Origin of the sequence: Bacillus sp. EU63 (genome assembly GCF_038592915.1) — a bacterium.
Lineage (GTDB): Bacteria > Bacillota > Bacilli > Bacillales > Bacillaceae > Bacillus > Bacillus velezensis.
The window spans coordinates 2,466,230-2,490,564 of the sequence record NZ_CP151944.1; the positions used below are offsets into that span (position 1 = coordinate 2,466,230).

Annotated in this window: 31 protein-coding genes, 1 tRNA gene and 1 riboswitch; of the genes, 11 read left to right on the forward strand and 21 right to left on the reverse strand. The window is 45.1% G+C overall.

Annotated elements, in window-relative coordinates:
• Positions 1-145 precede the first annotated feature (145 nt).
• Positions 146-1,102 (forward strand): DUF1385 domain-containing protein, encoded by a 957-nt coding sequence (locus NYE38_RS12055; RefSeq protein WP_007408341.1) that lies wholly within the window; start codon positions 146-148, stop codon positions 1,100-1,102.
• 34 nt (positions 1,103-1,136) lie between these two features.
• On the forward strand, positions 1,137-1,532 hold the full coding sequence (locus NYE38_RS12060) for an SA1362 family protein (RefSeq protein WP_017418130.1): 396 nt from the start codon (positions 1,137-1,139) through the stop codon (positions 1,530-1,532).
• On the opposite strand, the gene NYE38_RS12065 is transcribed toward NYE38_RS12060, so the two are convergent.
• The 3 genes from NYE38_RS12065 to NYE38_RS12075 form a co-directional block, all read right to left on the reverse strand.
• The gene (locus NYE38_RS12065; protein ID WP_015388011.1) at positions 1,529-2,404 is read right to left on the reverse strand and encodes a patatin-like phospholipase family protein; all 876 of its coding nucleotides are present in this window, start codon (positions 2,402-2,404) and stop codon (positions 1,529-1,531) included. The genes NYE38_RS12060 and NYE38_RS12065 overlap by 4 nt on opposite strands.
• A 114-nt stretch (positions 2,405-2,518) precedes the next feature.
• Positions 2,519-2,947, reverse strand: coding sequence for a transcriptional regulator MntR (gene mntR, locus NYE38_RS12070; protein ID WP_007408338.1), 429 nt, complete (start codon positions 2,945-2,947; stop codon positions 2,519-2,521).
• 99 nt (positions 2,948-3,046) lie between these two features.
• Positions 3,047-3,883 (reverse strand): biotin/lipoate A/B protein ligase family protein, encoded by an 837-nt coding sequence (locus tag NYE38_RS12075; protein ID WP_167340752.1) that lies wholly within the window; start codon positions 3,881-3,883, stop codon positions 3,047-3,049.
• A gap of 193 nt (positions 3,884-4,076) precedes the next feature.
• Between NYE38_RS12075 and NYE38_RS12080 the strand changes: the two genes are divergently transcribed.
• Positions 4,077-4,457 carry a rhodanese-like domain-containing protein gene (locus NYE38_RS12080; protein WP_007408335.1) on the forward strand — a complete coding sequence of 127 codons (381 nt, stop codon included), beginning with the start codon at positions 4,077-4,079 and terminating at the stop codon, positions 4,455-4,457.
• Positions 4,458-4,509: 52 nt separating this feature from the next.
• On the opposite strand, the gene gcvPB is transcribed toward NYE38_RS12080, so the two are convergent.
• Genes gcvPB through gcvT form a run of 3 tightly spaced genes read right to left on the reverse strand, consistent with a single transcriptional unit; the run spans position 4,510 to position 8,439 of the window.
• Positions 4,510-5,985, reverse strand: a complete 1,476-nt coding sequence (gcvPB, locus tag NYE38_RS12085) for an aminomethyl-transferring glycine dehydrogenase subunit GcvPB (protein WP_007408334.1) — start codon at positions 5,983-5,985, stop codon at positions 4,510-4,512.
• The gene (gene gcvPA / locus NYE38_RS12090) at positions 5,978-7,324 is read right to left on the reverse strand and encodes an aminomethyl-transferring glycine dehydrogenase subunit GcvPA (RefSeq protein WP_017418133.1); all 1,347 of its coding nucleotides are present in this window, start codon (positions 7,322-7,324) and stop codon (positions 5,978-5,980) included. The genes gcvPB and gcvPA overlap by 8 nt, the downstream gene beginning before the upstream one ends.
• Positions 7,325-7,338: 14 nt before the next feature.
• Positions 7,339-8,439 carry a glycine cleavage system aminomethyltransferase GcvT gene (gene gcvT / locus NYE38_RS12095; RefSeq protein ID WP_017418134.1) on the reverse strand — a complete coding sequence of 367 codons (1,101 nt, stop codon included), beginning with the start codon at positions 8,437-8,439 and terminating at the stop codon, positions 7,339-7,341.
• Positions 8,440-8,617: 178 nt separating this feature from the next.
• Positions 8,618-8,718, reverse strand: a riboswitch (glycine riboswitch).
• Positions 8,719-8,862: 144 nt separating this feature from the next.
• Between gcvT and NYE38_RS12100 the strand changes: the two genes are divergently transcribed.
• The 4 genes from NYE38_RS12100 to sinR all read left to right on the forward strand — a co-directional run bounded on the left by NYE38_RS12100 (position 8,863) and on the right by sinR (position 12,068).
• Positions 8,863-10,533 (forward strand): SNF2-related protein, encoded by a 1,671-nt coding sequence (locus tag NYE38_RS12100; protein ID WP_017418135.1) that lies wholly within the window; start codon positions 8,863-8,865, stop codon positions 10,531-10,533.
• 21 nt (positions 10,534-10,554) lie between these two features.
• Positions 10,555-11,349, forward strand: coding sequence for a YqhG family protein (locus NYE38_RS12105; RefSeq protein ID WP_014305407.1), 795 nt, complete (start codon positions 10,555-10,557; stop codon positions 11,347-11,349).
• 176 nt (positions 11,350-11,525) lie between these two features.
• Entirely contained in the window at positions 11,526-11,699 is a 174-nt protein-coding gene (locus NYE38_RS12110; protein ID WP_014418369.1) for an anti-repressor SinI family protein, read from the forward strand.
• Between the two features lie 33 nt (positions 11,700-11,732).
• The gene (gene sinR, locus NYE38_RS12115; RefSeq protein WP_003153104.1) at positions 11,733-12,068 is read left to right on the forward strand and encodes a transcriptional regulator SinR; all 336 of its coding nucleotides are present in this window, start codon (positions 11,733-11,735) and stop codon (positions 12,066-12,068) included.
• A 47-nt stretch (positions 12,069-12,115) separates the two neighbouring features.
• On the opposite strand, the gene NYE38_RS12120 is transcribed toward sinR, so the two are convergent.
• From NYE38_RS12120 to tapA, 3 genes are all read right to left on the reverse strand, one after another.
• Positions 12,116-12,901 carry a TasA family protein gene (locus NYE38_RS12120; RefSeq protein ID WP_017418136.1) on the reverse strand — a complete coding sequence of 262 codons (786 nt, stop codon included), beginning with the start codon at positions 12,899-12,901 and terminating at the stop codon, positions 12,116-12,118.
• Positions 12,902-12,965: 64 nt separating this feature from the next.
• Entirely contained in the window at positions 12,966-13,550 is a 585-nt protein-coding gene (locus tag NYE38_RS12125) for a signal peptidase I (RefSeq protein WP_012117977.1), read from the reverse strand.
• On the reverse strand, positions 13,522-14,193 hold the full coding sequence (gene tapA / locus NYE38_RS12130) for an amyloid fiber anchoring/assembly protein TapA (protein WP_025649852.1): 672 nt from the start codon (positions 14,191-14,193) through the stop codon (positions 13,522-13,524). Before tapA ends, NYE38_RS12125 begins: the two co-directional genes overlap by 29 nt.
• A gap of 258 nt (positions 14,194-14,451) precedes the next feature.
• Here tapA and NYE38_RS12135 point away from each other — a divergent pair, with 258 nt between their 5' ends.
• Positions 14,452-14,781: a DUF3889 domain-containing protein gene (locus tag NYE38_RS12135; RefSeq protein WP_012117979.1), complete on the forward strand. Its 330-nt coding sequence runs from the start codon at positions 14,452-14,454 to the stop codon at positions 14,779-14,781.
• 40 nt (positions 14,782-14,821) lie between these two features.
• Here NYE38_RS12135 and NYE38_RS12140 read toward each other — a convergent pair whose 3' ends face one another.
• From NYE38_RS12140 to NYE38_RS12180, 9 genes are all read right to left on the reverse strand, one after another.
• Positions 14,822-15,001 carry a YqzE family protein gene (locus tag NYE38_RS12140; RefSeq protein ID WP_003153093.1) on the reverse strand — a complete coding sequence of 60 codons (180 nt, stop codon included), beginning with the start codon at positions 14,999-15,001 and terminating at the stop codon, positions 14,822-14,824.
• Positions 15,002-15,057: 56 nt separating this feature from the next.
• On the reverse strand, positions 15,058-15,435 hold the full coding sequence (gene comGG, locus NYE38_RS12145) for a competence type IV pilus minor pilin ComGG (RefSeq protein WP_017418138.1): 378 nt from the start codon (positions 15,433-15,435) through the stop codon (positions 15,058-15,060).
• Positions 15,436-15,831 (reverse strand): competence type IV pilus minor pilin ComGF, encoded by a 396-nt coding sequence (comGF, locus tag NYE38_RS12150; protein ID WP_025649850.1) that lies wholly within the window; start codon positions 15,829-15,831, stop codon positions 15,436-15,438. It lies immediately after the preceding gene.
• A gap of 13 nt (positions 15,832-15,844) precedes the next feature.
• Entirely contained in the window at positions 15,845-16,159 is a 315-nt protein-coding gene (comGE, locus tag NYE38_RS12155; RefSeq protein WP_017418140.1) for a competence type IV pilus minor pilin ComGE, read from the reverse strand.
• Positions 16,143-16,580, reverse strand: coding sequence for a competence type IV pilus minor pilin ComGD (comGD, locus tag NYE38_RS12160; RefSeq protein ID WP_007612572.1), 438 nt, complete (start codon positions 16,578-16,580; stop codon positions 16,143-16,145). Before comGD ends, comGE begins: the two co-directional genes overlap by 17 nt.
• Entirely contained in the window at positions 16,570-16,878 is a 309-nt protein-coding gene (gene comGC / locus NYE38_RS12165; RefSeq protein ID WP_014418376.1) for a competence type IV pilus major pilin ComGC, read from the reverse strand. Before comGC ends, comGD begins: the two co-directional genes overlap by 11 nt.
• 4 nt (positions 16,879-16,882) lie before the next feature.
• Positions 16,883-17,920 (reverse strand): competence type IV pilus assembly protein ComGB, encoded by a 1,038-nt coding sequence (gene comGB / locus NYE38_RS12170; protein WP_014418377.1) that lies wholly within the window; start codon positions 17,918-17,920, stop codon positions 16,883-16,885.
• On the reverse strand, positions 17,907-18,977 hold the full coding sequence (gene comGA, locus NYE38_RS12175) for a competence type IV pilus ATPase ComGA (RefSeq protein WP_012117985.1): 1,071 nt from the start codon (positions 18,975-18,977) through the stop codon (positions 17,907-17,909). The genes comGB and comGA overlap by 14 nt, the downstream gene beginning before the upstream one ends.
• A gap of 192 nt (positions 18,978-19,169) precedes the next feature.
• Positions 19,170-20,120: a magnesium transporter CorA family protein gene (locus tag NYE38_RS12180; RefSeq protein ID WP_014418379.1), complete on the reverse strand. Its 951-nt coding sequence runs from the start codon at positions 20,118-20,120 to the stop codon at positions 19,170-19,172.
• A gap of 145 nt (positions 20,121-20,265) precedes the next feature.
• Here NYE38_RS12180 and NYE38_RS12185 point away from each other — a divergent pair, with 145 nt between their 5' ends.
• Positions 20,266-21,567: a hemolysin family protein gene (locus NYE38_RS12185; RefSeq protein WP_017418142.1), complete on the forward strand. Its 1,302-nt coding sequence runs from the start codon at positions 20,266-20,268 to the stop codon at positions 21,565-21,567.
• Between the two features lie 37 nt (positions 21,568-21,604).
• On the opposite strand, the gene NYE38_RS12190 is transcribed toward NYE38_RS12185, so the two are convergent.
• Positions 21,605-22,435 (reverse strand): STAS domain-containing protein, encoded by an 831-nt coding sequence (locus NYE38_RS12190; protein ID WP_017418143.1) that lies wholly within the window; start codon positions 22,433-22,435, stop codon positions 21,605-21,607.
• Positions 22,436-22,506: 71 nt separating this feature from the next.
• Between NYE38_RS12190 and NYE38_RS12195 the strand changes: the two genes are divergently transcribed.
• A tRNA-Gln gene (locus NYE38_RS12195) sits at positions 22,507-22,577 on the forward strand.
• A gap of 64 nt (positions 22,578-22,641) precedes the next feature.
• Here NYE38_RS12195 and NYE38_RS12200 read toward each other — a convergent pair.
• On the reverse strand, positions 22,642-23,022 hold the full coding sequence (locus NYE38_RS12200) for a Spx/MgsR family RNA polymerase-binding regulatory protein (RefSeq protein ID WP_003153079.1): 381 nt from the start codon (positions 23,020-23,022) through the stop codon (positions 22,642-22,644).
• 236 nt (positions 23,023-23,258) lie between these two features.
• Between NYE38_RS12200 and NYE38_RS12205 the strand changes: the two genes are divergently transcribed.
• A complete protein-coding gene (locus NYE38_RS12205; protein WP_003153078.1) occupies positions 23,259-23,504 on the forward strand; it encodes a DUF2626 domain-containing protein in 246 nt (81 codons plus the stop codon).
• A 38-nt stretch (positions 23,505-23,542) separates the two neighbouring features.
• Here NYE38_RS12205 and NYE38_RS12210 read toward each other — a convergent pair whose 3' ends face one another.
• A complete protein-coding gene (locus NYE38_RS12210; protein ID WP_017418145.1) occupies positions 23,543-24,181 on the reverse strand; it encodes an MBL fold metallo-hydrolase in 639 nt (212 codons plus the stop codon).
• Positions 24,182-24,335: the final 154 nt, after the last annotated feature.

Consider the following 24,335-nt stretch of genomic DNA (forward strand, 5'->3'; position numbering starts at 1 on the left):
AAAATCTAAAGAAACGGGGTATACTGCATGTAGAAAAAGCATTGATTTTCCGGCTGTCTAACTAGAGGTTTACCGCGGTTTCCTGTACAATAGAGTGAAAGGAAATGGTTAGTAAATCCTAAAAAAACAGGCAGGTTGATAAACAATGTCCAAACAAAAAACGCCCCCTGCTTACGGCGGGCAGGCTGTCGTTGAAGGGGTCATGTTCGGCGGCAGAAAAAATTATGTTACCGCCATCCGCAGGAATGACGGAAGCATTGATTTTTTCAAGCTTCCGAGAGTGCCGAACGCGAAGCTTTCGGCTTTAAAAAAGATTCCTTTTTTGCGGGGAATCGTCGCCATCATTGAGGCGAGCGCCAACGGCACAAAGCATTTAAACTTTTCCAGCGAACGTTACGGGCTTGATCCTCAAGATGACGCCAAGCTGGAGCAGGAAGATAAGAAAGGTTCGGGCTTATCGATGTTTTTCAGCCTGGCGGTGATCGGCGTTCTGTCGTTTTTGTTCAGCAAATTCGTTTTTACGCTCGTCCCGGTCTTCTTAGCGGAGCTTGTAAGGCCCGTATTTTCCTCAGACGCCGCGCAGATCGGAATCGAAAGTCTGTTTAAGCTTATTCTGCTTCTCGGCTACATTTATTTTTTATCAATGACGCCGTTAATTAAAAGAGTGTTTCAATATCATGGAGCCGAACATAAGGTCATAAACTGTTATGAACAGAATTTGCCAATTACAATAGAAAATGTTCAGAAGCAGTCACGGCTTCATTACCGTTGCGGTTCAAGCTTTATTTTATTTACGATCATTGTCGGCATGTTCATCTATTTACTCGTTCCGACAGATCCGCTTTGGGTGCGGATTTTAGACAGGATTGCGCTTATACCGGTCGTTCTCGGCATCTCCTTTGAAGTGCTCCAGCTGACGAACAGAGTGCGGAATATCCCCGTTTTGAAAGTGCTCGGTTATCCCGGCCTGTGGCTGCAGCTTTTAACGACAAAGGAACCGGCGGATGATCAGGTCGAGGTTGCCATAGAAAGCTTTAACGAGCTTCTCAGACTGGAAGACATTTCAGAACAGAGCGAAAAGCCGTCTCACAACGTAATCTGAACCGTTACCGTTATTATTTTGGAGGTGGGCAGTTATGAATCATCGTGTACAACCTTTTTTTGCTGTATTGATAGCGCTTGGCGCATTCGGTTTCATTTATGCGGCGGTAACCAACCCCGGGCAGATGATTTCAAGAGCGATCACCGTTATTATCGCAGGCGTTATTATTTATTTTATCGTGAGGACGGTCCTGAACCGCCGCACCGGCCGTGACGGAACCGCTTTCAAAAAAGCGGCCAGACAATCGCGGCTCCGAATGAAGGAGCAAAAAGCGAAGCACCGCGCCGGACACAGAGGCCGGGTCAGCCATTTGCGGAGCGTGCCGAGCAGCAGCAGACCGAAGCCGATGATTCTTAAGAAAAAAAGCCAGACCCAGCTTACCGTCATAGAAGGCAAAAAGAATAAAAAGAAAAACAGAGCGCTTTTTTAATAGCTCCATTGCTTCAAAAATTGCTCTGTTCTGCTTTTTCCTAGCTCAATGAGAGCTAGTTTTTTTTGCGGTGTGAGATGAAACTCCGTCGCCATCACATGTTCCACCGGAATAAAAATAATATTCTGTTCGTACTTTGTCGCGATATGCCTGGCATCATGAGCGTCTTTCATCGTTTCAAACAGAGCCCCGAACAGCTCAAAAGCGTTGCGGATTGATTTTTTCGGGCGCTCTTTTTCGTTGGGCGAAAGCGAAATTCCGATGACCGGCCGTTTGCGTTCTTTTGAATACAGCCAAATCGGGAAATTGCTTAACACACCGCCGTCAACGACCGTTGAGGTGCCTTTTTCGGTCTTCAATTTTATCGGTTCAAAAAAATAAGGAATGCTGCAGCTCATTCTGACGGCTCTGGCAACCGGGAACATCTCCGGATTTAATCCGTAGCGGGGAAGATCGTCAGGAAGCACGATCATCGTTCCGTTCGTCAGATCTGAAGCGATGAGACGGAGCGAGCCTTTTTTCAAATCGCCGAACGCGATGATGCCCTTCGCTTTTAATTTATCCGCAATCCACTTTTCCAGCATATCGCCTCTGTATAGTCCGAGGCGCCAATATATCGACACCCACTGCAGGATTTTCAGCGGGAGGAATGAGCATCTCTGATCAAGCAATTGCCTTCCGTCCACCTCATCTATGATGGAATGAACCTCTCTGCTCGTATAGCCCGCAGCGATAAATGCGGCAATAATCGCGCCGGCGCTTGTTCCGGCGAGCCTTTCAAAGCGAAAGCCCTTTTCTTCCAGCGCTTCATAAGCGCCGGCAAGCGCCACCCCTTTTATCCCCCCTCCCGAAAATACGCCGTCAATCTGCATAGCGCGCCCTCTCCCTTCCATCTCAAGGTGTATTATTATTTTAAGAAACGGCTGGGCGAAATAGACCAAAGAATGAAGACATTAAAAAAAGGGCGCCCCATTTCGGGCTGCCCTTTATTCACCGGGATTTTCGGTTTTTTTCTGTACGGATTTCAATTCTTTTTTCCGGCTTTCGTCATCTTCAAAATACTGAACGAGGTCGCCGATGCGGTCAATGCTGTTCCAGCTCAGATGATGTTCGATTCCTTCAACATCATTGTAAATCTTCTCTTCATCAACACCAATGATTCTTAAAAACTGCTCAAGCAATTCGTGTCTGTATACAAGCCGTTTGCCGATCTTTTTGCCTTTTGACGTCAATACGAGCCCGCGATATTTTTCATAAATCAAATACTCGTCTTTATCTAGTTTTTGAACCATTTTCGTTACAGAGGAGGGGTGGACTGCCAAAGCTTCCGCGATATCAGAAACCCGTGCATATCCTTTTTCTTCTATCAGCATATAAATCTGTTCAATATAATCTTCCATACTTGGTGTTGTCATAAGTAACCCTCCCAAAAAGCACCTTAACTTTATAAACCATTACAAGTTTACACTAACGGTCATGAAAAAACAAGGATGCTTCCGGTCTGTCAAGCCTTATCAGCGCTTATAATTCCATTCATCAGACGCGTATTTCGTCTCAGCCAGCTCATTGACAAATGCAAGCTCTTCAGACGTGAGTGTGTAAGGCTCAAGATGAATGTTCAGCCCTTCCTCAAAACCGGCTTTAAAAGCGATTCTGGCCTCATCCATCGTTACCCGTTTCGGTGCTAAGGCGTTGATGGCTACCGCTTTGTTTTTGAAATTCCGCTGCATGCGCTCACGGACTCTGTCGCTCGGATATAAAAACAGATCAAACAGCTTATCCTCATCAATGTCAAGCAGGATGGAACCGTGCTGAAGAATGACGCCTTTTTGGCGTGTCTGTGCGCTTCCGGCAACTTTCCGTCCTTCGACGACCAGTTCATACCACGAAGGCGCATCAAAGCAGACGGACGAGCGCGGATTTTTCAAGCTTTCTTTTTCTTTCTCCGTTCGCGGAATCGCAAAGTAGGCATCAAGTCCAAGGTTTCTGAATCCCTGCAGAATACCTTCTGAAATCACCCGGTACGCCTCTGTCACCGTGGCCGGCATTTCCGGGTGATCCTCTGAAACGATTACGCTGTATGTCAATTCTTTATCATGCAGAACACCCCGTCCGCCTGTCGGTCTTCTGACAAACCCGAGGCCGTGTTTATGTACTGCGTCAAAGTTAATTTCCTTCTTAATATTTTGAAAATACCCGACAGACAAAGCTGCCGGATTCCAGCCGTAAAAACGGATCACCGGAGGAATTTTTTTTTGGCTGTGCCAATATAAAAGCGCTTCATCCAGCGCCATGTTAAATGCCGGGCTTTCATTCCCTGAGTCAATAAACCGCCATGTTTCTTTTTCCATACACTGAACCCTTCTTTATCGTTTTAATAAAATCAGTTTAACAAACTGCCTTGAAAATGAAAAATATTTCGTTTCATTAAGGATGACAATCGCTTCATGCTTTACTATAATAGTATTTGTCCCAAAACGTCCGGTAAGCCTTGTTTTCAGGAAGCGGGGCTTTGATTTTATAAGCTAAAGGAGTAGAATCGCATTGTCTAATATGATTGCTTTAATTATTGTTGCGGCGTTTATCGTTTATATGATCGTGTCGTATTTTTACCAGCAGCGTTTAATGAAAACACTTACGGAAGAGGAATTCCGCGCGGGCTACAGAAAAGCGCAGCTGATTGACGTCCGTGAACCGAATGAATTTGAAGGCGGCCATATTCTCGGCGCGCGCAACATTCCGCTGTCACAGCTGAAACAGCGCAAAAGTGAAATCCGTCCTGATAAACCCGTTTATCTGTACTGCCAAAACAATGTCCGCAGCGGACGCGCGGCACAGACGCTCCGCAAACACGGCTGTAAAGATATTTACAACCTGAAAGGCGGATTTAAAAAATGGGGCGGAAAAATTAAAGCAAAAAACTAATCATAAAAAAGAGCTTCCGTATAAAACGGACAGCTCTTTTTTTTACACCGTGTCAGCGGCTGCCGTCAAGTGTACGTTCGTATTTTAAAACGGGCTTTCTTGCCGCCTTGGTTTCATCCATTCTTTTGACAACTGTTGTATGCGGCGCCTCCTGAACGATTTCAGGCGATTCCTCCGCTTCCCGCGCAATTTGAATCATGGCATCTATAAACGCATCTAGCGTTTCCTTTGATTCCGTTTCCGTCGGTTCGATCATGATGCTTTCTTCAACATTGAGAGGAAAATACACAGTCGGCGGATGATAGCCGAAATCCAAAAGCCGTTTGGCAATATCAAGCGTTCGTACGCCGAGCTTTTTCTGCCTTCTTCCCGATAACACAAATTCATGCTTGCAATGACGGTCATACGGGAGATCATAATAAGGCGCGAGTCTTCTCATCATATAATTTGCATTTAAAACCGCGTTTTCGGTCACAGCTTTTAAGCCGTCAGGCCCCATGGACCGGATATACGTGTAGGCTCTGACATTAATGCCGAAGTTGCCGTAATAAGGTTTTACACGCCCGATCGACTGCGGCCGGTCATAGTCAAAAGTCAAACGCCCCTCTTTTTTCGTGAGAACGGGTTTCGGCAGATACGGAATGAATTCTTTTTTCACGCCGACCGGACCTGAGCCCGGTCCTCCCCCGCCGTGCGGCCCGGTAAATGTTTTATGCAGATTAAGGTGAACGACGTCAAATCCCATATCTCCCGGTCTTGCTTTACTTAAAACGGCATTTAAATTCGCTCCGTCATAATAAAGCTTTCCGCCGGCCTGATGGACGATTTCAGCCATTTCCGTAATGTTTTCCTCAAATAACCCGAGGGTGTTCGGATTCGTCAGCATCAGCGCCGCTGTTTCTTCGTTTACCGCTCTTTTCAAATCTTCAATGTCAACCAGCCCGTGCTCATTTGACTTAACGGTAATCGTTTCAAAACCGGCGACCGTGGCGGATGCCGGATTCGTACCGTGGGCTGAATCAGGGACAATCACCTTCGTCCGTCCGAAGTCTCCCCGCGCTTCGTGATAGGCGCGGATCATCATCAGGCCGGTCCATTCGCCGTGAGCGCCCGCCGCAGGCTGCAGCGTCACCTCGTCCATGCCCGTAATCTCCTCCAAGTGTCCGCTTAAATCGTATAAAAGCTCAAGCGCCCCCTGAACCGTGTCCTCGTCCTGAAGCGGGTGAATGGCGGAAAAACCTGCGATCCGGGCAATTTTTTCATTTAATTTCGGATTGTATTTCATCGTACAGGAGCCGAGCGGATAAAAGCCTGAATCAACTCCGTGGTTCCTCTTAGAAAGAGCGGTATAATGCCGCATAATATCGAGCTCTGATACTTCCGGCAGCTTTGCGTCTTCATCGCGGATATAGTCACCGGGAAGAAGGCTTTCAAGCTCTGTTTCCGGCACATCAAGCTCCGGAAGGCTGTAACCGATACGCCCTTCGCGGGACATTTCAAAAATAAGCGCCTGATCTTGATTATTCATGTTGATCCCCCAATCCCGCAATAAGCGAATCGATCTCTTCTTTTGTTCTCAGCTCTGTGACGGCAATGAGCATATGCTGATTCAGTTCCGGATACGCAAGGCCTAAATCATATCCGCCGATTATGCCGTCTTGCAGGAGCCGCCGGTTTGCTTCCTTGACGGGAAGATTCAGCCTGACGGCAAATTCATTAAATATCGGGCCGTCAAATGCTACGTGCAAGCCGGCTTTTTCCGCTTGGCGTCTCGCGTAATCAGCTTTCAATATATTTTGGCGGGCCATGTCTTTGACGCCGTTTTTTCCGAGCGCCGTCATCGCGACTGAAGCCGCTAAAGCATTCAGCGCCTGATTTGAGCAAATGTTAGACGTGGCTTTGTCTCTTCTGATATGCTGCTCGCGCGCCTGAAGAGTGAGAACAAAGCCTCTTCGCCCGTTTTCATCTTCCGTTTGGCCGACAAGCCGGCCCGGCACCTTTCTCATCAGTTTTTTCGTTACTGCAAAATAGCCGCAATGCGGGCCGCCGAACGCCGCAGGTATGCCGAAAGGCTGCGCGTCCCCGACGACGATATCAGCTCCGCATGCCCCGGGCGGTGTCAAAATACCGAGCGTGAGCGGGTTTGAAGAAACAATCAGCTGGCTGTTTCCTTTATGTGCGAGCGGCTCAATGTCCTTTAACGGCTCGATTTGTCCGAAGAAGTTCGGATACTGGACGATCACGGCGGCCGTTTCATCACAAACGGCATGTTCCAATGCTTCAAGATCTGTGACGCCGTTTTTCGCGGGAACCTCTACAACCTCAATATATTGGCCCTTTGCGTATGTTTTCAAAACATCACGTGATTCCGGATGAACGGCTGCGGAAATGACGATTTTTTTCTTTTTCGTATGGCCCGACGCAAGCATCGCCGCTTCCGCCAGCGCCGTTCCCCCATCGTACATAGAGGAGTTTGCGATATCCATTCCCGTTAATTCACAGATCATCGTTTGAAATTCAAAAATCGCCTGCAGCTCTCCTTGTGAGATTTCAGGCTGATAAGGCGTATATGCCGTGTAAAACTCTGATCGGGATATCACATGATCGACGATAACCGGCTGGTAGTGATCGTACACTCCTGCACCCAGAAAAGATGCATATGTAACAGCGTCTTTATTTTTCGCCGCAAGCTTTGTCAGCTCTCTCGTCAGCTCAGTTTCTGACTTTGCTTGTTTAATGCGGTAGTCTTTTTGAAACCGTACATTTTCCGGAATATCGGCAAACAGTTCATCAATTGTTTCTGCGCCGATGGCTTTCAGCATTTCTTTTTTATCCTGTTCTGTCGCGGGCAAATATCGATGCTTCATATGACTCTCCTTTTTCAGCTCTGTTTTGGACGTTTATAAAACGGTGTGCGGACAATCTTCGCTTTTACCGTTTTTTTACGGATTTCCACTTCTACTTCCGTTCCGACTTCACTGAATTCCGTTTTGATTAAGGCAAGGCCGATATTTTTCTTTAAAGTCGGAGATTGCGTGCCTGTCGTGACTTCACCGATCGGAACACCGTCTTTTTTCACGGCGTACCCGTGTCTCGGAATCCCTTTTTCAATCATCTCAAGTCCGACCAGCTTTCGCGGGGCTCCTTTTTCTTTCTGTTCGCGCAATACAGACTTCCCGAAAAAATCGGAATCTTTCTTGTGTTTCACGGCAAATCCGATTCCGGCTTCAATCGGTGTAATATCTTTCGTCAATTCCTGACCGTATAAAGCAAGCTTCGCTTCAAATCTCAGCGTATCACGGGCGCCGAGGCCGCACGGAACGAGACCTTCATACTCTCCCGCTGCAAGTATCTCCTTAAATAGATGAACTGCATCTTCATTGCGGCAATATAACTCAAACCCGTCTTCACCGGTATAGCCTGTTCTTGAAAGCAGGACTTGTCGTCCGGCAACGTCCGCCCCATCAATAAACGTAAACGGCTTTAAGGAGGACAAATCACATTCTGTCAGCTTCGCAAGAACCGACTGAGCATTCGGCCCCTGAACGGCAAGCAGTGAAATCCCGTCAGACTGATTCGTCAGCGTGACATCGCCTTCCGCATGTTCCGTCAGCCAAGCGATGTCTTTTTCAATATTAGACGCGTTAATCACGAGCAGATAGCAGCTCCCGCTTTTCTGATAGATCAGCAAGTCATCCACCGTACCGCCGTCAGGAAAACACATGGCAGTATAGAGCGCGTTTCCCGGCTTTAAATCGGCAACGTCATTTGTCATCATTTTTTGCAGAAAAGACAGGGCGTCTTTACCGGATACTTCAACTTCCCCCATATGGGACACATCAAACAGGCCCGCTTTTGTACGGACGGCTTCATGCTCCTCTTTAATAGAAGAAAATTGAACCGGCAGCTCCCATCCTCCAAAATCAATTGTTTTTCCGCCGTATTCTTTATACACGTCATAAAGCGGTGTTCGTTTCAGCATCATCTTCCCCCTTCAGTCATTGGCGCATTGTAAAAACATATAAAAAAGGACAGAGAAACACCTCATGAAAATGAAGGTTTCTCTGTCCCGGCACCTGAAAGTTTACTTTATGAACATATCATAAAGACGTCCCCTTTGGTGGCCTGCTTCTTCTAAGTGCAGACACTCTCCAGAGTTGCGTCGAGCAAGAGTTCTTTTGCCTGAGAGATTCACTCCGCAGTTTGCTCCTTCGGCGCCCGGACGCACATCTTTCGTCCGAGTCTCTCCCCTTGCTGTCATTCGCTCATATTTACCAATTTTATGGACATACTAAAGCAATATCTTTTAGTGAAATCATTACTTATATCCTACCACCCTCACTTACGTCCGGCAACAAAAATTATGACAAATCAGTTTTTTAAAAGAAAGGCGGTTTTGTTACATATGACAGCAGAGATCATATTTGATGCAAACTGGCCGGGAGAGTTTTCTGAGCGGCTGAAAACGGACGGTCCCTGGTCAAATTGGGAGATGTACAAACTGTCGGCTGAAGTCCAGCAGACCCTTGCCATTCCTGAATTTGAAGGATTGAGGGCTCCTTTATACCTGCCCGATTTTACTCCGCTTCCCCATCAGCTTGAAGTCGCGCAGAAAGTCGTTGAAAAAATGAACGGCAAGGCGATTTTAGCTGATGAAGTGGGGCTCGGAAAAACGGTGGAAGCGGGCCTGATTTTAAAAGAATACATGATTCGCGGGCTGGCCAAAAAAATCCTGATTCTTGTGCCGGCATCACTCGTTTCCCAGTGGGTCAAAGAGCTTCAGGAGAAGTTTTTGATACCCGCTGTTGAACAGAAGAAAAGCTATGTGTGGGAACAGTGCGATATCGTCGTTTCTTCTATTGATACGGCCAAACGCTCGCCTCACAAGGACATTGTGCTTTCTATTCCGTATGATCTCGTCATTATTGACGAGGCGCACAAGCTCAAAAACAGCAAAACGAAAAATTATGAATTTGCGAGAAGTCTTGTGAAGAAATACTGCCTGCTTCTGACGGCGACGCCGATTCAAAACCGGATCGAAGAAATCTTCAATTTAGTGTCACTGTTAAAGCCCGGCCATTTAGGAAATGAAAGCGGATTTCAAGAAACCTTCAATCAGAAGGACGGGATTGACGCTCATGAGCATTTGAAAGAGCTCGTCAATAAGGTGATGATCCGCAACACGCGGAGCGACACCGGCCTTACATGGACGAAGCGCCACGTGGAAACAGTGCCGATCACCTTTTCACCGACGGAACAGGCGCTTTACGATGACATTGCCGCACTGAAAAACGGCACGGAAAAGCCCGCAAGCGCATTTTCCATTATGACGCTGCAAAGAGAGTGCTGTTCAAGCAGGGAAGCCGTGTATATGACGCTCAAAAAAATGCTTGACCAAAAAGACAAACATGCGCCCGCATTCGATGACCAGACGATCGCTAATTTAATGGACCGCATTAATCAAGTCACGCAAAACTCAAAAGCGATTCAAGTTGTTGACTTGATCCAAAAGATTAATGATAAAGTCATTATTTTTACTGAATACAGGGCGACACAGATTTACCTGCAATGGTTCCTTCAGCAGAACGGCATAAGCTCCGTTCCGTTCAGAGGCGGATTTAAACGCGGAAAAAAAGACTGGATGAAGGATCTCTTCCGCGGCAAAGTGCAGGTGCTGATCGCTACAGAAGCCGGAGGCGAAGGGATCAACCTGCAATTTTGCAACCATATTATCAATTATGACCTCCCGTGGAACCCGATGCGGCTTGAACAAAGAATCGGAAGGATTCACAGACTCGGTCAGGAAAGAGATGTCCATATCTACAATATGGCGACAAAACATACGGTGGAAGAGCATATCTTAAAACTTCTGTATGACAAAATTCATTTATTTGAAAATGTCGTCGGAGAATTAGATGACATTTTAACAAAAATCAAAGTGAGCAATTTTGAAGACCATTTGCATGATATTTTATGCCATTCGCTGACAGAGGAAGAAATGAGAATCAAAATGGACAATCTCACCTCTTTTCTGTCGTACGGTACGGACAAGCCCGCCAGAAAAAAAGAATCTTAATCTAAAAGGAGGAAGCGCGACATGAGACAGCAGGAGGTTCACCAATTTTTACTGCGCTTTTTTGAAGCGAACCACTGTCCGATTACAGAACACGGGCCGGGTTTTATGACGGTTCAGTTGACGGTCGAGATGGACAAACAAATTATGAACCGCCCGTTTTATTGGCATTGGCGTGAAAAAACGGGCGGCGAACCGAACCCGATGAAGATCACGTTCATCACTGATAAAGAAACGGCTCCGGAGGATATGGACGGCGAATTTATTTACTTTGGAGCCCCGCGCCTCTTTCAAATCTTTCAAGCAGTTAAACAAAATGGGAGATTTACAAGAATATATGAGAAAATTGTATCAGCCGGAGCCAGAGTGCCGCTTCAGCCCTGGCTGGGATTAAATGTAGTGATTTCATACCAATCCGACATGAAAAAAGACAGACTTTTGTCTTTAGGCCTGCATCTTGTTTCTGGAACAATTATAGAAGGGTTTCAGCAGAAGCTTGCACCGCTTCCGCTGACCTCGCAAATATCAGACTATTGCTTTACCATATCGCCGATGATTAAGCCGGAAAGCGGGATTAAAAGGATGGAGCATTACTTAAAAGACGCTGCCGCCAAAGAGCCGTCAGACTGGGCTGACAGCGCGATCGCCAGATGGAAAAAGGACCTCAGGCTGCTCGATCAGTTTTATGAGCAGACAGAGGAAAAACCTGAGGAATACCATTTGGAAAAACAAGCGCTGAAAGCCTTATATCAGCCGAAAATTCACATTCAGATTGAAAACGGCGGTTTATTTTTCCTGCAAAGTAATTTTTCTGGATAAGCGTTATCCATTCGACACCTTTCCCGTTTTTTCTGGAAATTCTATATTATAATAAAAGTATATAGAAAAAATTTCTGGCGTTTCGCATGCGATGAATCACTTCCAGACATGTAAAGATAAGGTCATGGCCGGATTGGCTGAAATACATAAACAAGTATTTTAGGAGGAGAAAATGCATGAAAAATGCAAAAACAGAATTTTCACAATTAGATAAGGAATGGGTTGAGCTGATATTAGAAGCCCAAAAAGCAAATATCAGCCTAGAAGAAATACGCAAATACCTGCTTTCGAATAAAAAGTCTTCTCAACATATCCAGGCAGCCAGAAGTCATACCGTAAATCCTTTCTGAATGTGCTATAATATCACAAGGAAGGTGATGACATTGATTGGCCAGCGTATTAAACAATACCGAAAAGAAAAAGGCTACTCACTATCAGAACTAGCTGAAAAAGCTGGGGTAGCGAAGTCTTATTTAAGCTCAATAGAACGAAATTTACAGACGAACCCCTCCATTCAATTTCTCGAAAAAGTCTCCGCTGTTCTGGACGTCTCGGTTCATACTTTACTTGATGAAAAACATGAAACCGAATACGATGGTCAATTAGATAGTGAATGGGAGAAATTAGTTCGCGATGCAATGACATCCGGGGTATCAAAAAAACAATTTCGTGAATTTTTAGATTATCAAAAATGGAGAAAAGCGCAAAAAGAGGAGTAGTGCCGCCATATGTGCACAACTCCTCTTTTAACTGTCCGACTTTCGGATTAGTTTTTATCCTCACTGTGAGCCTTTTCATTTTCCTTGACGTAACCGTCTTTATCCGTATGATCTTTCGTAATGGTCAAGCCGTTCCATTGCGTTGCTTCAAAAGAGAATTGAAGAGAAATCGCATTGCCTTGGAACTTGTTTTGCACACTTAATCCGTCCGCAGTTTTTGCGGTGTCATTTTTAAATTGGATTTCCATTCTCACCTGGTCATAATCAGCAGGCGTTTTCGGAACTCCGTCGTACTCAGGAGCTGTTTTGCCGTTAATGGTTGCTACATTGACTTTTCCGCTCCCACTCAGGAATTTCGGATCAATGTGCTTGCTGATCGCTTCGGCAGCTGCTTTATCCTGTTTTGTTGACATTAAGTATAAGTCTTTCAGGCTGGCCGCCTTCAAAATGATATTTTTAGGATAGCCGTTGCCCCCTTCTTTACCGACTGTCAGAACCGTAATTTCAAACTGGCTGAGGAAATCCTCCGCAGATTCATTTCCTTTCTTTGCTCCTTTAAAGTCAGTAAAATTCAAAGCCATCAGCACTTCTTTAATGGCAAGTGAACCGTTGTTTCTGAATTCGAAATCTTTCGTCAATTTATCGCCTGGTTTTAAGTTTGACAAATTGACATTGGCTGATTGTTCTTTAGCCGATAAATCAAGTGTTCCTGACGCAAATGTAGCGTCCGTCGACTTCACATCATTAAATGCGGCCCATGTGCCTCCTCCTACTAATGCTAAACCGAGTGCGGCTGAGGCAACGCCCAAGCTTAATTTCTTTTTCATACCCATGTTTGTACTCTCCCCTTACTTTTTATTTTTGTTATCAAATCCTGTCGCCAGGTTGCAACCGTATTCATGTGGAGATGGTTCCCTTTTTCGCATGTTCTTCCAGCGCTTTCGTTTTCCGCTCAATATCGCGGAGGGCGCTGACAATGACTGTTATTGAGTAAATCAAAAGCATGACGCCGGGAACGATTAACAGAATCGCCGTTCCGATCGGCTGGCTGGCCAAATGTATGACATATCCGGCATACGGAAGCTGATATCCCGTATACTGGGCCGCCACTTTTTCAGCTTGAACGGGTGCGGCATCCGGGGCGGCATTATGGTCCCCTTTTGTCTCAAACAGCAGGTTCCCGTCCTTTTTTGTGATCCCGATTATTCTGTGTGTGACGGCTGTTCCGTCATCTTGCGTAAAGGTGATCACATCCCCTTTTTTTAAGTCATTTACGTCAGAAATTTTCTTTACCGCTATGAGCGAACCCGTCTTAAATTCCGGGTCCATTGAACCCGACAGCACGGATTTCAGCGTATAGCCGAAAATGGCCGGCTCACCCCCGGAAGCCCGGGTCGAAATCACCGTTAACGTCAGCACAATAATCAAGCTGAAGATGACGGCATACAAAATATTACTGATCAGTTTCAGCGTTTTTTTCATGTTCTTCCCCGCTTTCTTTTACCGGCTCAGCCGGCTCTTTCTCCGTTTTCTTTAGATCGGAAACGGTCGCCTGTTCCCGGCATTTGACGAGTTTCATCGGTTTTGACCACTCAAATTTTTCTTCGTCGGCCGGGTACCCTTCAGGCTTGTAAACCTTGAATGCGTATATGCCCGGCTGCAAAGACCGCTTTGACTCAATTTTATAAATCGTTTTGCTTTTTTTATCAGTAATAAGCCCTTTATCCACAACATTGCCGTTTCGTAAAGGCTGCTGCTGAGAAGTGATTTTATGGAGCTCCCATTTCCAGTCAGAAACAGTCCGCTCTTTTCCCTTATTCTCCAGCTCGGCATAGAGCTGAAGCGGCGCACACACGGTGCCTGACGTATCAGTTTGATTTGTTATATGTAAATCACTTTGATCCCAGCGTTCGTCATAACGGCAATCGTCATCCGTATATTGAAAATCTCCGCAAGTTTGAACCGGGAGACTGAAGCTTTTCACATCATTGAAGGAGGAACTTGTATCACCTGTGAACTGAGCACATATCATCACGGACAGGCAAAAAATGAACGAAAGCCGTAAAAATAGCATCATCCGCCATCTCACCTTGCCCTTTTTTTCCATTCGCAACAATCGGAACATGCCTTACCCCCTGTAAAACTGTTAATAAATATGACAACCGTTCTCTTTAAAGAACTGTATGAACAAAGTATAATCAAGGATTATCGTCTTGAAAAATGTCAAATTCGGTCAAATTGTTCGTTTTTGAGAATGGTATCTTTCAAAAACATCGTTTTGCTTCAAATTACACACCTTTTTGGAATTTTTTCTAATAAAACGTGAGAAAATAACGAGGTGCCTAGCACAAAATGGAAAGTATATACAGCGAAAGGACGAAGAATGATGATCAAACAAAGTCTGATTTGCCTTTCTCTTCTTGTTTTCGGGGTTTCAGGAACAGCTCAGGCGGAAACGGTGCCTTATTATGCTGTTCACCATAAATCAAAATGGGAAAAGTTAGCAGAAAAAGAAGCTAAAAAAAGATATCCGCTCGCCCAAACGTTATTTATTCAAAAGGTGTGGGACCGGAAAAGAACGGATGAAGCAGTCAAGCAATACCACTTGACATTGCGGGATGGCGCAAAAGAATTTGGTGTGTTCGTTACGATTTCTTTTAATCCCTACAGCCAAAAAGTAAATAAAATTGCCGTCATTGAGGAATACCAATAAGGCCCTCCTGTATCAGGAGGACCTTTCGTGTGATTCAACTTTATTTTTTCCGCTGCATCCACAGCTTAAAACTGTACGGCAATATTCCGAACCAGTGCTGAGAAGCCGGCACTTTCTTTTCTTTCCGCACTTCTTTTCGCTCTCTCCGTTCCTGTTTCGGCGTATCGAAATATTTAACGAATTGCTCAGTCATATATTTTACATAATCATTTGTTTTCACGGCTCTCACCTCATAGTGCTGTCTTTACTATGAAGTGTTGTCCCGCCGCCTCTTTTTTATACTTCCGTCCATTGAATCAGCTGTTTCTTCTTCTGATCGAACAAAAGGTGAGCCTCCCGTCTCGTGCCTGTCGTGGTTTCCGCCTGAATTGTAACCTGAACCGTTTCCCTTCGATCACTCCCGGTGATGTGAAAAGAAACGGTGCCGTACGGAAAACGCTGTGTACCAGTTTGGCCCTTTTGTCCCTGTGTCATATGGCGGCTTGACAGCAGCGCGCCGTTTTGGAGCAGGTTCTCTCCGATCCAGTACTCCCCGGCCTCTTTTGCAAATGTTTTTCGGGTGATGAAATCAGATGAAGTATAGCTGATGACAAGTAAAACTGCGGCAGAAACAAACAGAACCGCGGGATATATAAAACCGTCAGATTTGTACATTTAATCACCTTTAAAAGAGCTGTAAACCGGAATGACCGCCTGATTCTTTTTACCTGTAACGCTTGAGATCTCTAATAAGAGCAGGCCATTTTTCACATCAGCCGTTAATGATGCCGCGTTTTGCAGGATCGGCACGTGGCCTTTTCCGTTTACTCTTTTCCTTATCATCTTATGATAAATTTCAAAACGCACTTCTTCGCCTCCTGTTTTCCGGCATGCTAACGCCCGTCCGCCGTCCGCCGGCTTCACAGTCTCAGCCTGTTTACATTCGTTCATGATCTGCTGAACGGCAATTTGATGCTCCCGGCTGTCTAATCCGCCGTTATCGGTCCGGTTTGATAAGAACAGATGTAAAATCGGGCCCAGGGTGCCTGATAGGAAAAGACAGACTGCCAAGGAGAACAAAACATTAAGAAGCGTAAAGCCAGTCTGTTTTGAGAATGCTGAGGCACATTTCTTTTTCGCCGGGGTCAGCCGCACACACTTTGTAATACTCACCATCCTCCTTCCACTTCACACCGGGAGACGGCGGCTTTTTTCCGGTCATCATATAAGTGCTGATATGTTTCTGAAGAAGCTGGTACGCTTCCTGGCGATCTTCTATTTTCAGGCCATCTGTCAGCATGCCCGTCCAGACCGGAATGATAGACGTCATAAGGAACAGCCAAATGGCCATTGCTGATAGCGTTTCAATAGTAGAGAACCCCTTATTTCCGTTTAGCATGGACATTTCCGCTCCCTAAGTAAACTGTGATCTCATAGGTGAACCCGGCGCTCTTCAATTGTATCTTTCCTCCCGAATTCGGATGGCCTTTTTCGTTAAATTCAAGGCTCTCCGGTAAAGTCACAAGCGTAATGTGAAGCGAATCAAAAGAACGCTCGACAATCCTTCCGCCTGACTGCAGTTTGTATTTATGCTCTTTTGGAAGAAAAGTGATTTTTGTTCTTTTATGTTCTGCGATAGCCGTTTCCTGAGCAAGCTGAATATCTTTTTGGAGCTGTTCTGTTTTTTGCCGCACGGCAAGGTGGGTGCAGACCGGCGGAACCGTCGTGAACAAAACCGTCAGCAGGACGGACGCCAGGCTTAACACAATCAGGCTTTCAAGAAGGGTAAACCCATTTTCTGTCCGCCTGTTATTGTTCAACTGTAACTTCTCCGCCACTAATTAAGATCTGTTTACCATTCGGGCAGGCTGTATTCTTTTTGATATACCCCTCTGATTGTAAATCGTTCATATCCGGCATTTTACCTTCATGGTCGATTTCGTACGCCGTCACTTGGGCTTTCACCATATTCTGCAGTCCTTCACAGCCTTTACGCTGAATGCTTTGATTATGTTTTGTAACGTTAGGAATGGTGATTAAAAGCAGAATGGAAACGATAAATAAAACAATCAGCATTTCAATTAAAGTAAATCCATCTTGATTTTTCAGACGAAGCACTCCCTTACATTTGGTTCATCATCTGGTACATCGGCATCAGCATTGACATGTAGACAATTAAAATCATACCGGCCACAACACCGTAAATGACAGGCTGGAGAATGCCGGTATACTTCGCCGCGTTTTGTTCAAGACGCTCCATCATAAACTGGCTGTACGTATAAAGTTCGCGGTGAAGCCGGCCGTTTGCCTGTCCGTGGCTGACTGCAGCCGCAAGGTCTTTTTCATAGCACGGATGCCCGGAAAGAGCGGATTCTATGGTTTCTCCGGCTTTCAGACGTGTAATGAGCATCTCTGCTTCTTCACGATAAAAAGGCAGAAAAGATTGTTCTTTAAAAGCTGTTAAGCTGTCATAGATAGAAAGGCCGGATTTCAGAAGACTGCTGAGCTGTAAAGAGAAAAAGTAGCTGTTAAAAAGAACGGCCGCTTTTCCTAATAGTGGTATTTTCACAACAATCAGCATTTTATCTTGCGGGGATTTTTTCTTACATAAGAACCAAACGTACAAAAACAAGCAGAAAGCGGCGGACAGCGCCAGTGCGCAGGCTTCATGAAAATGCCGAAAAAATGCAAAGATGAAAGCAGTCGCACCGGAGGTATTCATATTCATTGATTGATAAATCCCAGAAAACTGCGGAATGATTAAACTTTGCAGGATATAAAACATGACACAGACGGAAGAAATTAAAAACATCGGATACCGGAGCATTTTTTTGATTTGATTCGTCTGCATGAGCTTTCTCTGTAATAATTCGCCGCTTTGTTTCATCGCCCCCGGCAATTCCCCGTGTTTCTCCGCGAAATAGCAGATAGAGACGGCTTCTTTGTGAAAAGACAGTGCCTCAAGCACTTGGTAAAACGCATCACCTTCCCTCAGCCGTCGGATTCCGTCCGTCAGCTCTGCAAGCTGACGTTTATGCAGCTGGAGTTTCAGCAGTCTGAGCCCTTCAATCAGACTGTATCCTTTTTCCGTCATTTCACCGAGCCTTTTCAAAAAAGCCGCTTGATCCTTCAACGGCCAGGTTCGTTTAATCCGCTTCATGATACACCCACCGATCGTAATTGTCGGTCGTGACATAGCCGAGAGCGATTCCTTTTCTGATCAGCCTGCGGAGCGTCTGATATTGAAAATTGGCGTGCTCTCCCTTTGCTTCCTGAAAGCATTGGGTGAGGTTTTTCCCGTAGAGCAGTTCATAAATGCCCGCACGGCGTGTCTGCCTGTACATCCGGCAGTACACGGAACAGTTTTCCTCTTTGCAGAACGGACATGTTAAATCAACCAGACGCTGAGCGGCAATAGCAATGACGGTTTGTTCAATTTCTGTCATGTTCACGCCAAACTCCAGCAGCCTGTATATGGCGCCCTTAGCATCTCTTGTATGCAGGCTTGAAAGAACGAGGTGTCCCGTCATGGCGGCGCGGACTGCGATTTCAGCCGTCTCGGCATCCCTGATTTCCCCTAAGATGATCATATCGGGATCATGTCTTAAAATCGCTTTTAAACCGGCGGAATATGTGACTCCGGCTTTTTCATTCACCTGAACTTGCAGCACATCCTCATCTCTTGTTTCTACGGGGTCTTCAAGCGTGACAATCCGCCGGTTGAAATGCCGTTTTGCATAGTTGACAAGCGAGTAAAGAGTGGTCGTTTTTCCAGATCCGGTCGGGCCGGTAAACAGAAGCAGGCCGTGCGAATGCTTCAGAAAGGACAATAATGCGGCGCCCGCCCCCCGAAATAAAGACAGTTTATCCAGAGGGGGAATCTGCCGCTTAGGCAAAAGCCTGATGACAAGACTTTCATCATTCATTGTCGGCAAGGTTGACATTCTCAAATGAACGGTTTCTGTCGGAAGCGGCAGAGACAATGACCCGTTTTGCGGCTTTCGTCTTTCTCCTATATCCATGGCCGATAAAAACTTGAAATGAGAAATAAGCCTTACACATTCCTCTTTTTTTAAGACTCTTTTTTTCACAAGAGCATGGCCGATGCGAAAATGAATGAAAGCATCCCTTTCTCTCGGCACAATGTGTATATCTGAAGCCCTTGCCGTATAGGCCTCGTTTATGATGTTCCTGCTGTATGTTTCAATATTTTTCACAAGACTTCCCTCCTTCCGCACGTATTGTAAATCAGATACATAAAAGCCGGCAAAGGAGAGATTATGCGTTTTACACTGTGTAAAACGCAAAAAAATAAAAAACAAGCCCCCTGACATTGATTTACCGAATGAAATCCGGAACCATTCGGCCATTTTCAGCCATCAAAAAAAGCAGGCGAATGCCTGCTCTTCTTAGCGTTTCTTTTCTTTCCGCAAATATTTTTTTTGATGCTCCCTCAAAATGTCCCCTGTCCAGCCTTTGTGCCGCAGATAAATATAAATCAGCAGGGTTGATACAATAATGAGCACGATGGAACAGATATACGCATATTTCCAATGAAGCTCCGGCATGTTATCAAAGTTCATCCCCCAGAGAGCTCCAAGCGCCGTCATCGGTGTAAAGAGTGTTGTAAAGATCGTCAAGGCTTTCACAATTTCATTTCCTCTTTGGGAGGTAATGACTTCCTCGGCGTGCAGCAGATTGCTCAATTCCTGATCAAACTCATTGATATATGTAATTCCTCTTTCCATCTTTTGATGAGCTCTGAGGTAATCTTTCTGCCTGTCATTTTTCGGAAGAAAAGCTTCTTTTAAAGCCATTTCTACTTTTTTAGCCCCCAGTGTAAGACCTTTCCAAATGAACAGCTCATGGCGCAGTTTATGCACATTTTCCAAGATTCCTTTGCTGTTGTCATCATGAATCTGCCATTTCAGCGTCCGCTGCTTGACTTCAAATTCATCCAGTCCGATCAGATAGGAATTCATCAGCTCTCCCAGTAAAACGAAAAAGCCTTCAATCGGATTTTCACAGGTTTGAATCTGCTGTGTGGCATGCTTTTCTTTTACACCGCGCAACAGCGAAAAATCAAAATTAATTGTAAAAAAGAAGTCTCTCGTAATATAAAAGTGAAATACGGTATGGTTTTTTTCATCATCTAATCCTTGATGATAGATTAAAGAACCGAAAACCGCTTCATTATTCTGATCATTTGTATCTGAGCGCAGAAAGTTTATATGATTTTCATGTTCAAACCACTTTTCGCATTGCGGCCAGTGATTGTGATGGATCATTTTTTTCGCTTCCGTTTTTTCATGCGGACCGAGCTGGTACCACAGCCAGTCCGCACCCGAATGTACCTTCATCTCTTGTCATCCTCCAGTATCGCTTTCTTGTTTTATTACCGTAAATGAAGCAGACTAAACCAGGTTCGATGTTTGAGCAGCCTTCTACAGTGGTATTATTCCGAAAAAAGGGAGGTGCAAGCCTTCCTTCGCGGAAGGCGTTACATTGTATATCATCAAACTATCTGCCATCGTACTATTTATTTTATTGACGGCGTGTTTTGTCGCCATAGAGTTTTCAATCGTTAAAGCAAGGCGCTCCCGCATTAATCAGCTCATTGAGGAAAATGTAAAAGGAGCAAAAGCAGCCAAGCATGTCATTACACACCTCGATGAATATTTATCGGCGTGCCAATTGGGCATCACCGTCACCGCTTTGGGGATCGGCTGGCTGGGTGAACCGACAGTCAAAGCAATGCTTCAGCCGTTATTTTTAAAAACCGGAGTTCACGAAGCGGTTGCCCAAGTACTGTCATTGATCATCGCCTTTCTGCTGGTTACATATGTGAATGTCGTCATCGGCGAACTCGCCCCGAAAAGTTTTGCTATCCAAAAAGCCGAGCGGATTACACTTTTATCTGCCAGACCGATGATTTTGTTTTATAAGTTAATGTTTCCGTTCATCTGGCTGCTCAATCATTCCGCCCGCCTGATTACAGCAATGTTCGGCTTGAAGCCTGCTTCCGAACATGAAATGGCTTATACGGAAGAGGAATTGCGGGTGCTCCTTGCCGAAAGCTATCGAAGCGGCATGATTAAAAAAAGCGAGCTGCATTACGTAAATAACATTTTTACATTTGATAAGCGCACTGCCAAAGAAATTATGGTGCCCCGGAATGAAATGGTGAGCCTGCCGTTAGACAGCGGATCGGGACATATGCTCCGGGACATTATCAAAACAAATAAATATACCCGGTATCCCGTAGTAAAAGGAGATAAAGATCATGTAGTCGGCATCATCAATATAAAAGAAGTTTTATTCAGATTCCTGTCAGAAGGAGCGGCGTTTACAAAACACGAACTCAGCCCTTACATCCAGCCGGCGATCCACGTGATTGAGACGATTCCGATTTATCAATTATTCGTTAAAATGCAGCGGGAACACGCCCATATGGCCATTCTCATTGATGAGTACGGCGGAACCGCGGGATTAGTAACGGCGGAAGATATCATTGAAGAGATCGTCGGCGAAATCCGCGACGAATTTGATACGGATGAAACACCTTCCGTTCAAAAGCTTGGGAAGAACCGCTATCTCCTGAACGCCAAATTGCTGATCAGTGAAGTCAATGATGTACTCGGAACAGAGATTACGGCTGATCAAGTCGATACACTCGGGGGCTGGTTTCTTACTCAGCATATTGACGCGAAGCCCGGGAGCACCATTGATTTTGAAGGCTACACATTTACGGTAAAAGAAATCGACAGCCATCATATCATTACGATTGAAGCTGACAAAGCTGAATAGCTGAGGGAGAAATCCCTCCCGGCCATTCAGCTTTTTATCATCTTAATGATTCTTTTACGATAAATCCGTTTTTTGCCAGCGCTTTCGCCAGACTCTGCTCCGTTTTCACCTGAGAAAAATCAATGCCAAGCTTCACGACGGTCTGCGCGATTTCCGGCCTGATGCCTGAGATTGTCGTTTCTATGCCAAGAAGTTTTGTGCTGTCAATCACTTTAAAAATCTGATAAGCGACCATCGTATCCACAATCGGCACACCTGATATATCTAAAAATAAATAAGAAAGCCGGAGTGAAGAACATTGATCAAGCACCGATTCCAAAATCATTTTTGCCCGGTAGGTGTCAATTTCGCCGACGAGCGGCAAAATTCCAATACCGTCGGCAATCGGCATAATCGGCGCGCTTAGTTCGTTAATCATTTCTTTTTGGGCGTTTAATTGTGTAACCGTCACTTTATAATATTCCTCTGTAAATACTTCAATCATATGGTCAATTGCTTTGTTCAGCTTCTCTCCCCAATGGAATACCGCATTCACCCCAGGCTTCTCAGACATTTTTTCACAGCATGTCTGTATGCGGTTCCAGACCAATCTCCGGAATTCTTTAAAGCTCGTGACGCTTTCATAGACCGGTACTTCATGGACGGCCCGGTCCCTTGCGAACTGAAGCGCCCATTTTGTCAGCTCCTCTTCCCCGCCGTCTTTTTCCGATAGAATGCCGGCAACGATTTCAATTAACAGACGGTGCTGCATTTCCGCTTTCTGATCGTCTGAAGGCCGCCCCGATTTTGGTATGAGCAGCCACTGGCGTGTGATTTCACCTGATTCTTCAATTAAGGTTCGAGATAATGTTTCGTTCAAATGTTTCACGGGTCTCCTCCATTCAAATTCCTTTGTATGTATAAATCGGCGCCGGACGCACATACTGTAATTACATCCGATGGGCTATAGCCAAGCGGTAAGGCAATGGACTTTGACTCCGTGATCGTTGGTTCGAATCCAGCTAGCCCAGTCCCGCAACCGCAAAAAACGAAGATTAGCTGATAAATTTTGATCAGCGGATCTTCGTTTTTCTCTTATGATACAGATTGATGTACCGTTTTTTTCTTCGTCAGCTTCATCAGTTCTCCCGGATTGTATCCGATAACGAGCTTATTGCGATCGATCAGAATCGGACGCCGCAGCAGTTTCGGCTTCTCAGTCAAAAGCTTCAGCACTTCATTTACAGTCATTTCTTCAATGTTCAGGTTGAGGTTTTTAAATGTTTGGCTTCTCGTCGCCAATATTTCATCAATTCCTTCGGTCGTTAATGATAAGATCTGCTTCAATTCATCAATTGTCGGTGTCTCCCTGAATAGATGGCGCTCTTGAAAGTCAACATTGTGGGCTTTTAACCAATGTTTCGTTTTTCGGCATGATGTGCAGCTCGGGTATGAATAAAAAATAAGTTCTTTCATTTTTAAAAATTCCTCCCTCGGATAATCCGTCTCTTTGTTAACATAAGTACCCTGAACTTTTTTTCATTAAACATATTTCAAAAAAATTTTTCGGATCTTTTTCAGAGAGCGGCATAAGATATAAAACACAGGGAAAGACATAAATTCCACAATAAATATAATCATGAAAATGTTTACATTTCGAGTGCCGATCTATTATAATAAACTTCAGATAGACTCTCGGGAGGGGATAAGGAATGAATCGCATGTTCCGGGTGTTAGGATTTTGGACGGGGATATTTGCAGTCATGTTTTTTTTAGGGGGCATGAAAGACGCTTCTCTTTTGTTTTTTGGACAGACGATCTTTTTCGTATTTCTTTCTTATTTGAATCTGACTGAGCGGATGTATATTTATATTTTCGGAGCTTACTTAACCGTATTTTTCGCCGGATTTACATATTACTCAATTTTTATTATGACACCGGGCGGCGGAACCCACTGACAGAAAAAGACAGACCGATTAGGTCTGTCTTTTTTCATTTACAGTGAAAAACCATTAATAAACGGGTTTCGCTCCTGCTCTGTCTGGATATCCGTTTCCGGCCCGTGTCCGCTTAATACAAGTGTATGTCCGGGAAGCGTGAGCAGTTTTTGATGAATGGAATCAAGCAATACGTTCTGACTTCCGCCGTGTAAATCAGTGCGGCCGATGCCTCCCTGAAAGAGCACATCACCTGAAATCACCAGATCCGCGTCCTTCACATAATAAGAAACGCTTCCCGGTGAATGTCCCGGCGTAAACAATGTCTCCAAATGGAAAGGCCCGATGTCCAAAATGCCGTCGCCTTCGATCAGCCGTTCAGCGGGCCGTGCCGTTACGGCGATGCCCCGCAATATGCCTGATCCGTTTAAAGAAGAGTCCTCCAGCCACTTTTCTTCATTTTTGTGAAGATATACGGGAACGTCCCATCTGTCTCTTACTTCGTCAAGCGCGCCGATATGGTCAAAATGAGCGTGCGTCAGTAAGATGGCCAGCGGCTTCAGATTGTTTTCTTTTATGTAATTGTTGATTTTGTCCGCTTCCCCGCCCGGATCAAAAATAAGACAGGACTGATCCTCACTGACGAGAAAATACGCGTTTGCCTGAATCGGACCGGCCGGCATTCGTCTCCATTTCACTTTCATCACCTCTTTATGTATATGCCCTTATTATGAAGGTTTTCTGCGGAAGATTCAATGAATGCGGCCGGGAAAACGCTATCGACAAACAAAATGAAAACGGTTAAAATGAAATGGAAAGATTTTCAGGTTCCAATGACAAAGGAGGAGCATC

Bases quoted from the DNA above. Each gene is read 5' to 3' on its own strand.
- tapA (WP_025649852.1), bottom strand. From the start codon at position 14,193: ATGTTCCGATTGTTGCGAATGGAAAAAAAGGGCAAGGTGAGATGGCGG.
- NYE38_RS12105 (WP_014305407.1), top strand. From the start codon at position 10,555: ATGAGACAGCAGGAGGTTCACCAATTTTTACTGCGCTTTTTTGAAGCG.
- NYE38_RS12125 (WP_012117977.1), bottom strand. From the start codon at position 13,550: ATGAAAAAAACGCTGAAACTGATCAGTAATATTTTGTATGCCGTCATC.
- NYE38_RS12205 (WP_003153078.1), top strand. From the start codon at position 23,259: ATGAATCGCATGTTCCGGGTGTTAGGATTTTGGACGGGGATATTTGCA.
- gcvT (WP_017418134.1), bottom strand. From the start codon at position 8,439: ATGCTGAAACGAACACCGCTTTATGACGTGTATAAAGAATACGGCGGA.
- NYE38_RS12060 (WP_017418130.1), top strand. From the start codon at position 1,137: ATGAATCATCGTGTACAACCTTTTTTTGCTGTATTGATAGCGCTTGGC.
- NYE38_RS12065 (WP_015388011.1), bottom strand. From the start codon at position 2,404: ATGCAGATTGACGGCGTATTTTCGGGAGGGGGGATAAAAGGGGTGGCG.
- NYE38_RS12100 (WP_017418135.1), top strand. From the start codon at position 8,863: ATGACAGCAGAGATCATATTTGATGCAAACTGGCCGGGAGAGTTTTCT.
- comGB (WP_014418377.1), bottom strand. From the start codon at position 17,920: ATGAAGCGGATTAAACGAACCTGGCCGTTGAAGGATCAAGCGGCTTTT.
- NYE38_RS12180 (WP_014418379.1), bottom strand. From the start codon at position 20,120: ATGAAGGTACATTCGGGTGCGGACTGGCTGTGGTACCAGCTCGGTCCG.
- gcvPA (WP_017418133.1), bottom strand. From the start codon at position 7,324: ATGAAGCATCGATATTTGCCCGCGACAGAACAGGATAAAAAAGAAATG.
- comGE (WP_017418140.1), bottom strand. From the start codon at position 16,159: ATGCTAAACGGAAATAAGGGGTTCTCTACTATTGAAACGCTATCAGCA.
- NYE38_RS12200 (WP_003153079.1), bottom strand. From the start codon at position 23,022: ATGAAAGAACTTATTTTTTATTCATACCCGAGCTGCACATCATGCCGA.
- NYE38_RS12110 (WP_014418369.1), top strand. From the start codon at position 11,526: ATGAAAAATGCAAAAACAGAATTTTCACAATTAGATAAGGAATGGGTT.
- mntR (WP_007408338.1), bottom strand. From the start codon at position 2,947: ATGACAACACCAAGTATGGAAGATTATATTGAACAGATTTATATGCTG.
- comGG (WP_017418138.1), bottom strand. From the start codon at position 15,435: ATGTACAAATCTGACGGTTTTATATATCCCGCGGTTCTGTTTGTTTCT.
- NYE38_RS12055 (WP_007408341.1), top strand. From the start codon at position 146: ATGTCCAAACAAAAAACGCCCCCTGCTTACGGCGGGCAGGCTGTCGTT.
- gcvPB (WP_007408334.1), bottom strand. From the start codon at position 5,985: ATGAATAATCAAGATCAGGCGCTTATTTTTGAAATGTCCCGCGAAGGG.
- NYE38_RS12120 (WP_017418136.1), bottom strand. From the start codon at position 12,901: ATGGGTATGAAAAAGAAATTAAGCTTGGGCGTTGCCTCAGCCGCACTC.
- NYE38_RS12135 (WP_012117979.1), top strand. From the start codon at position 14,452: ATGATGATCAAACAAAGTCTGATTTGCCTTTCTCTTCTTGTTTTCGGG.
- NYE38_RS12075 (WP_167340752.1), bottom strand. From the start codon at position 3,883: ATGGAAAAAGAAACATGGCGGTTTATTGACTCAGGGAATGAAAGCCCG.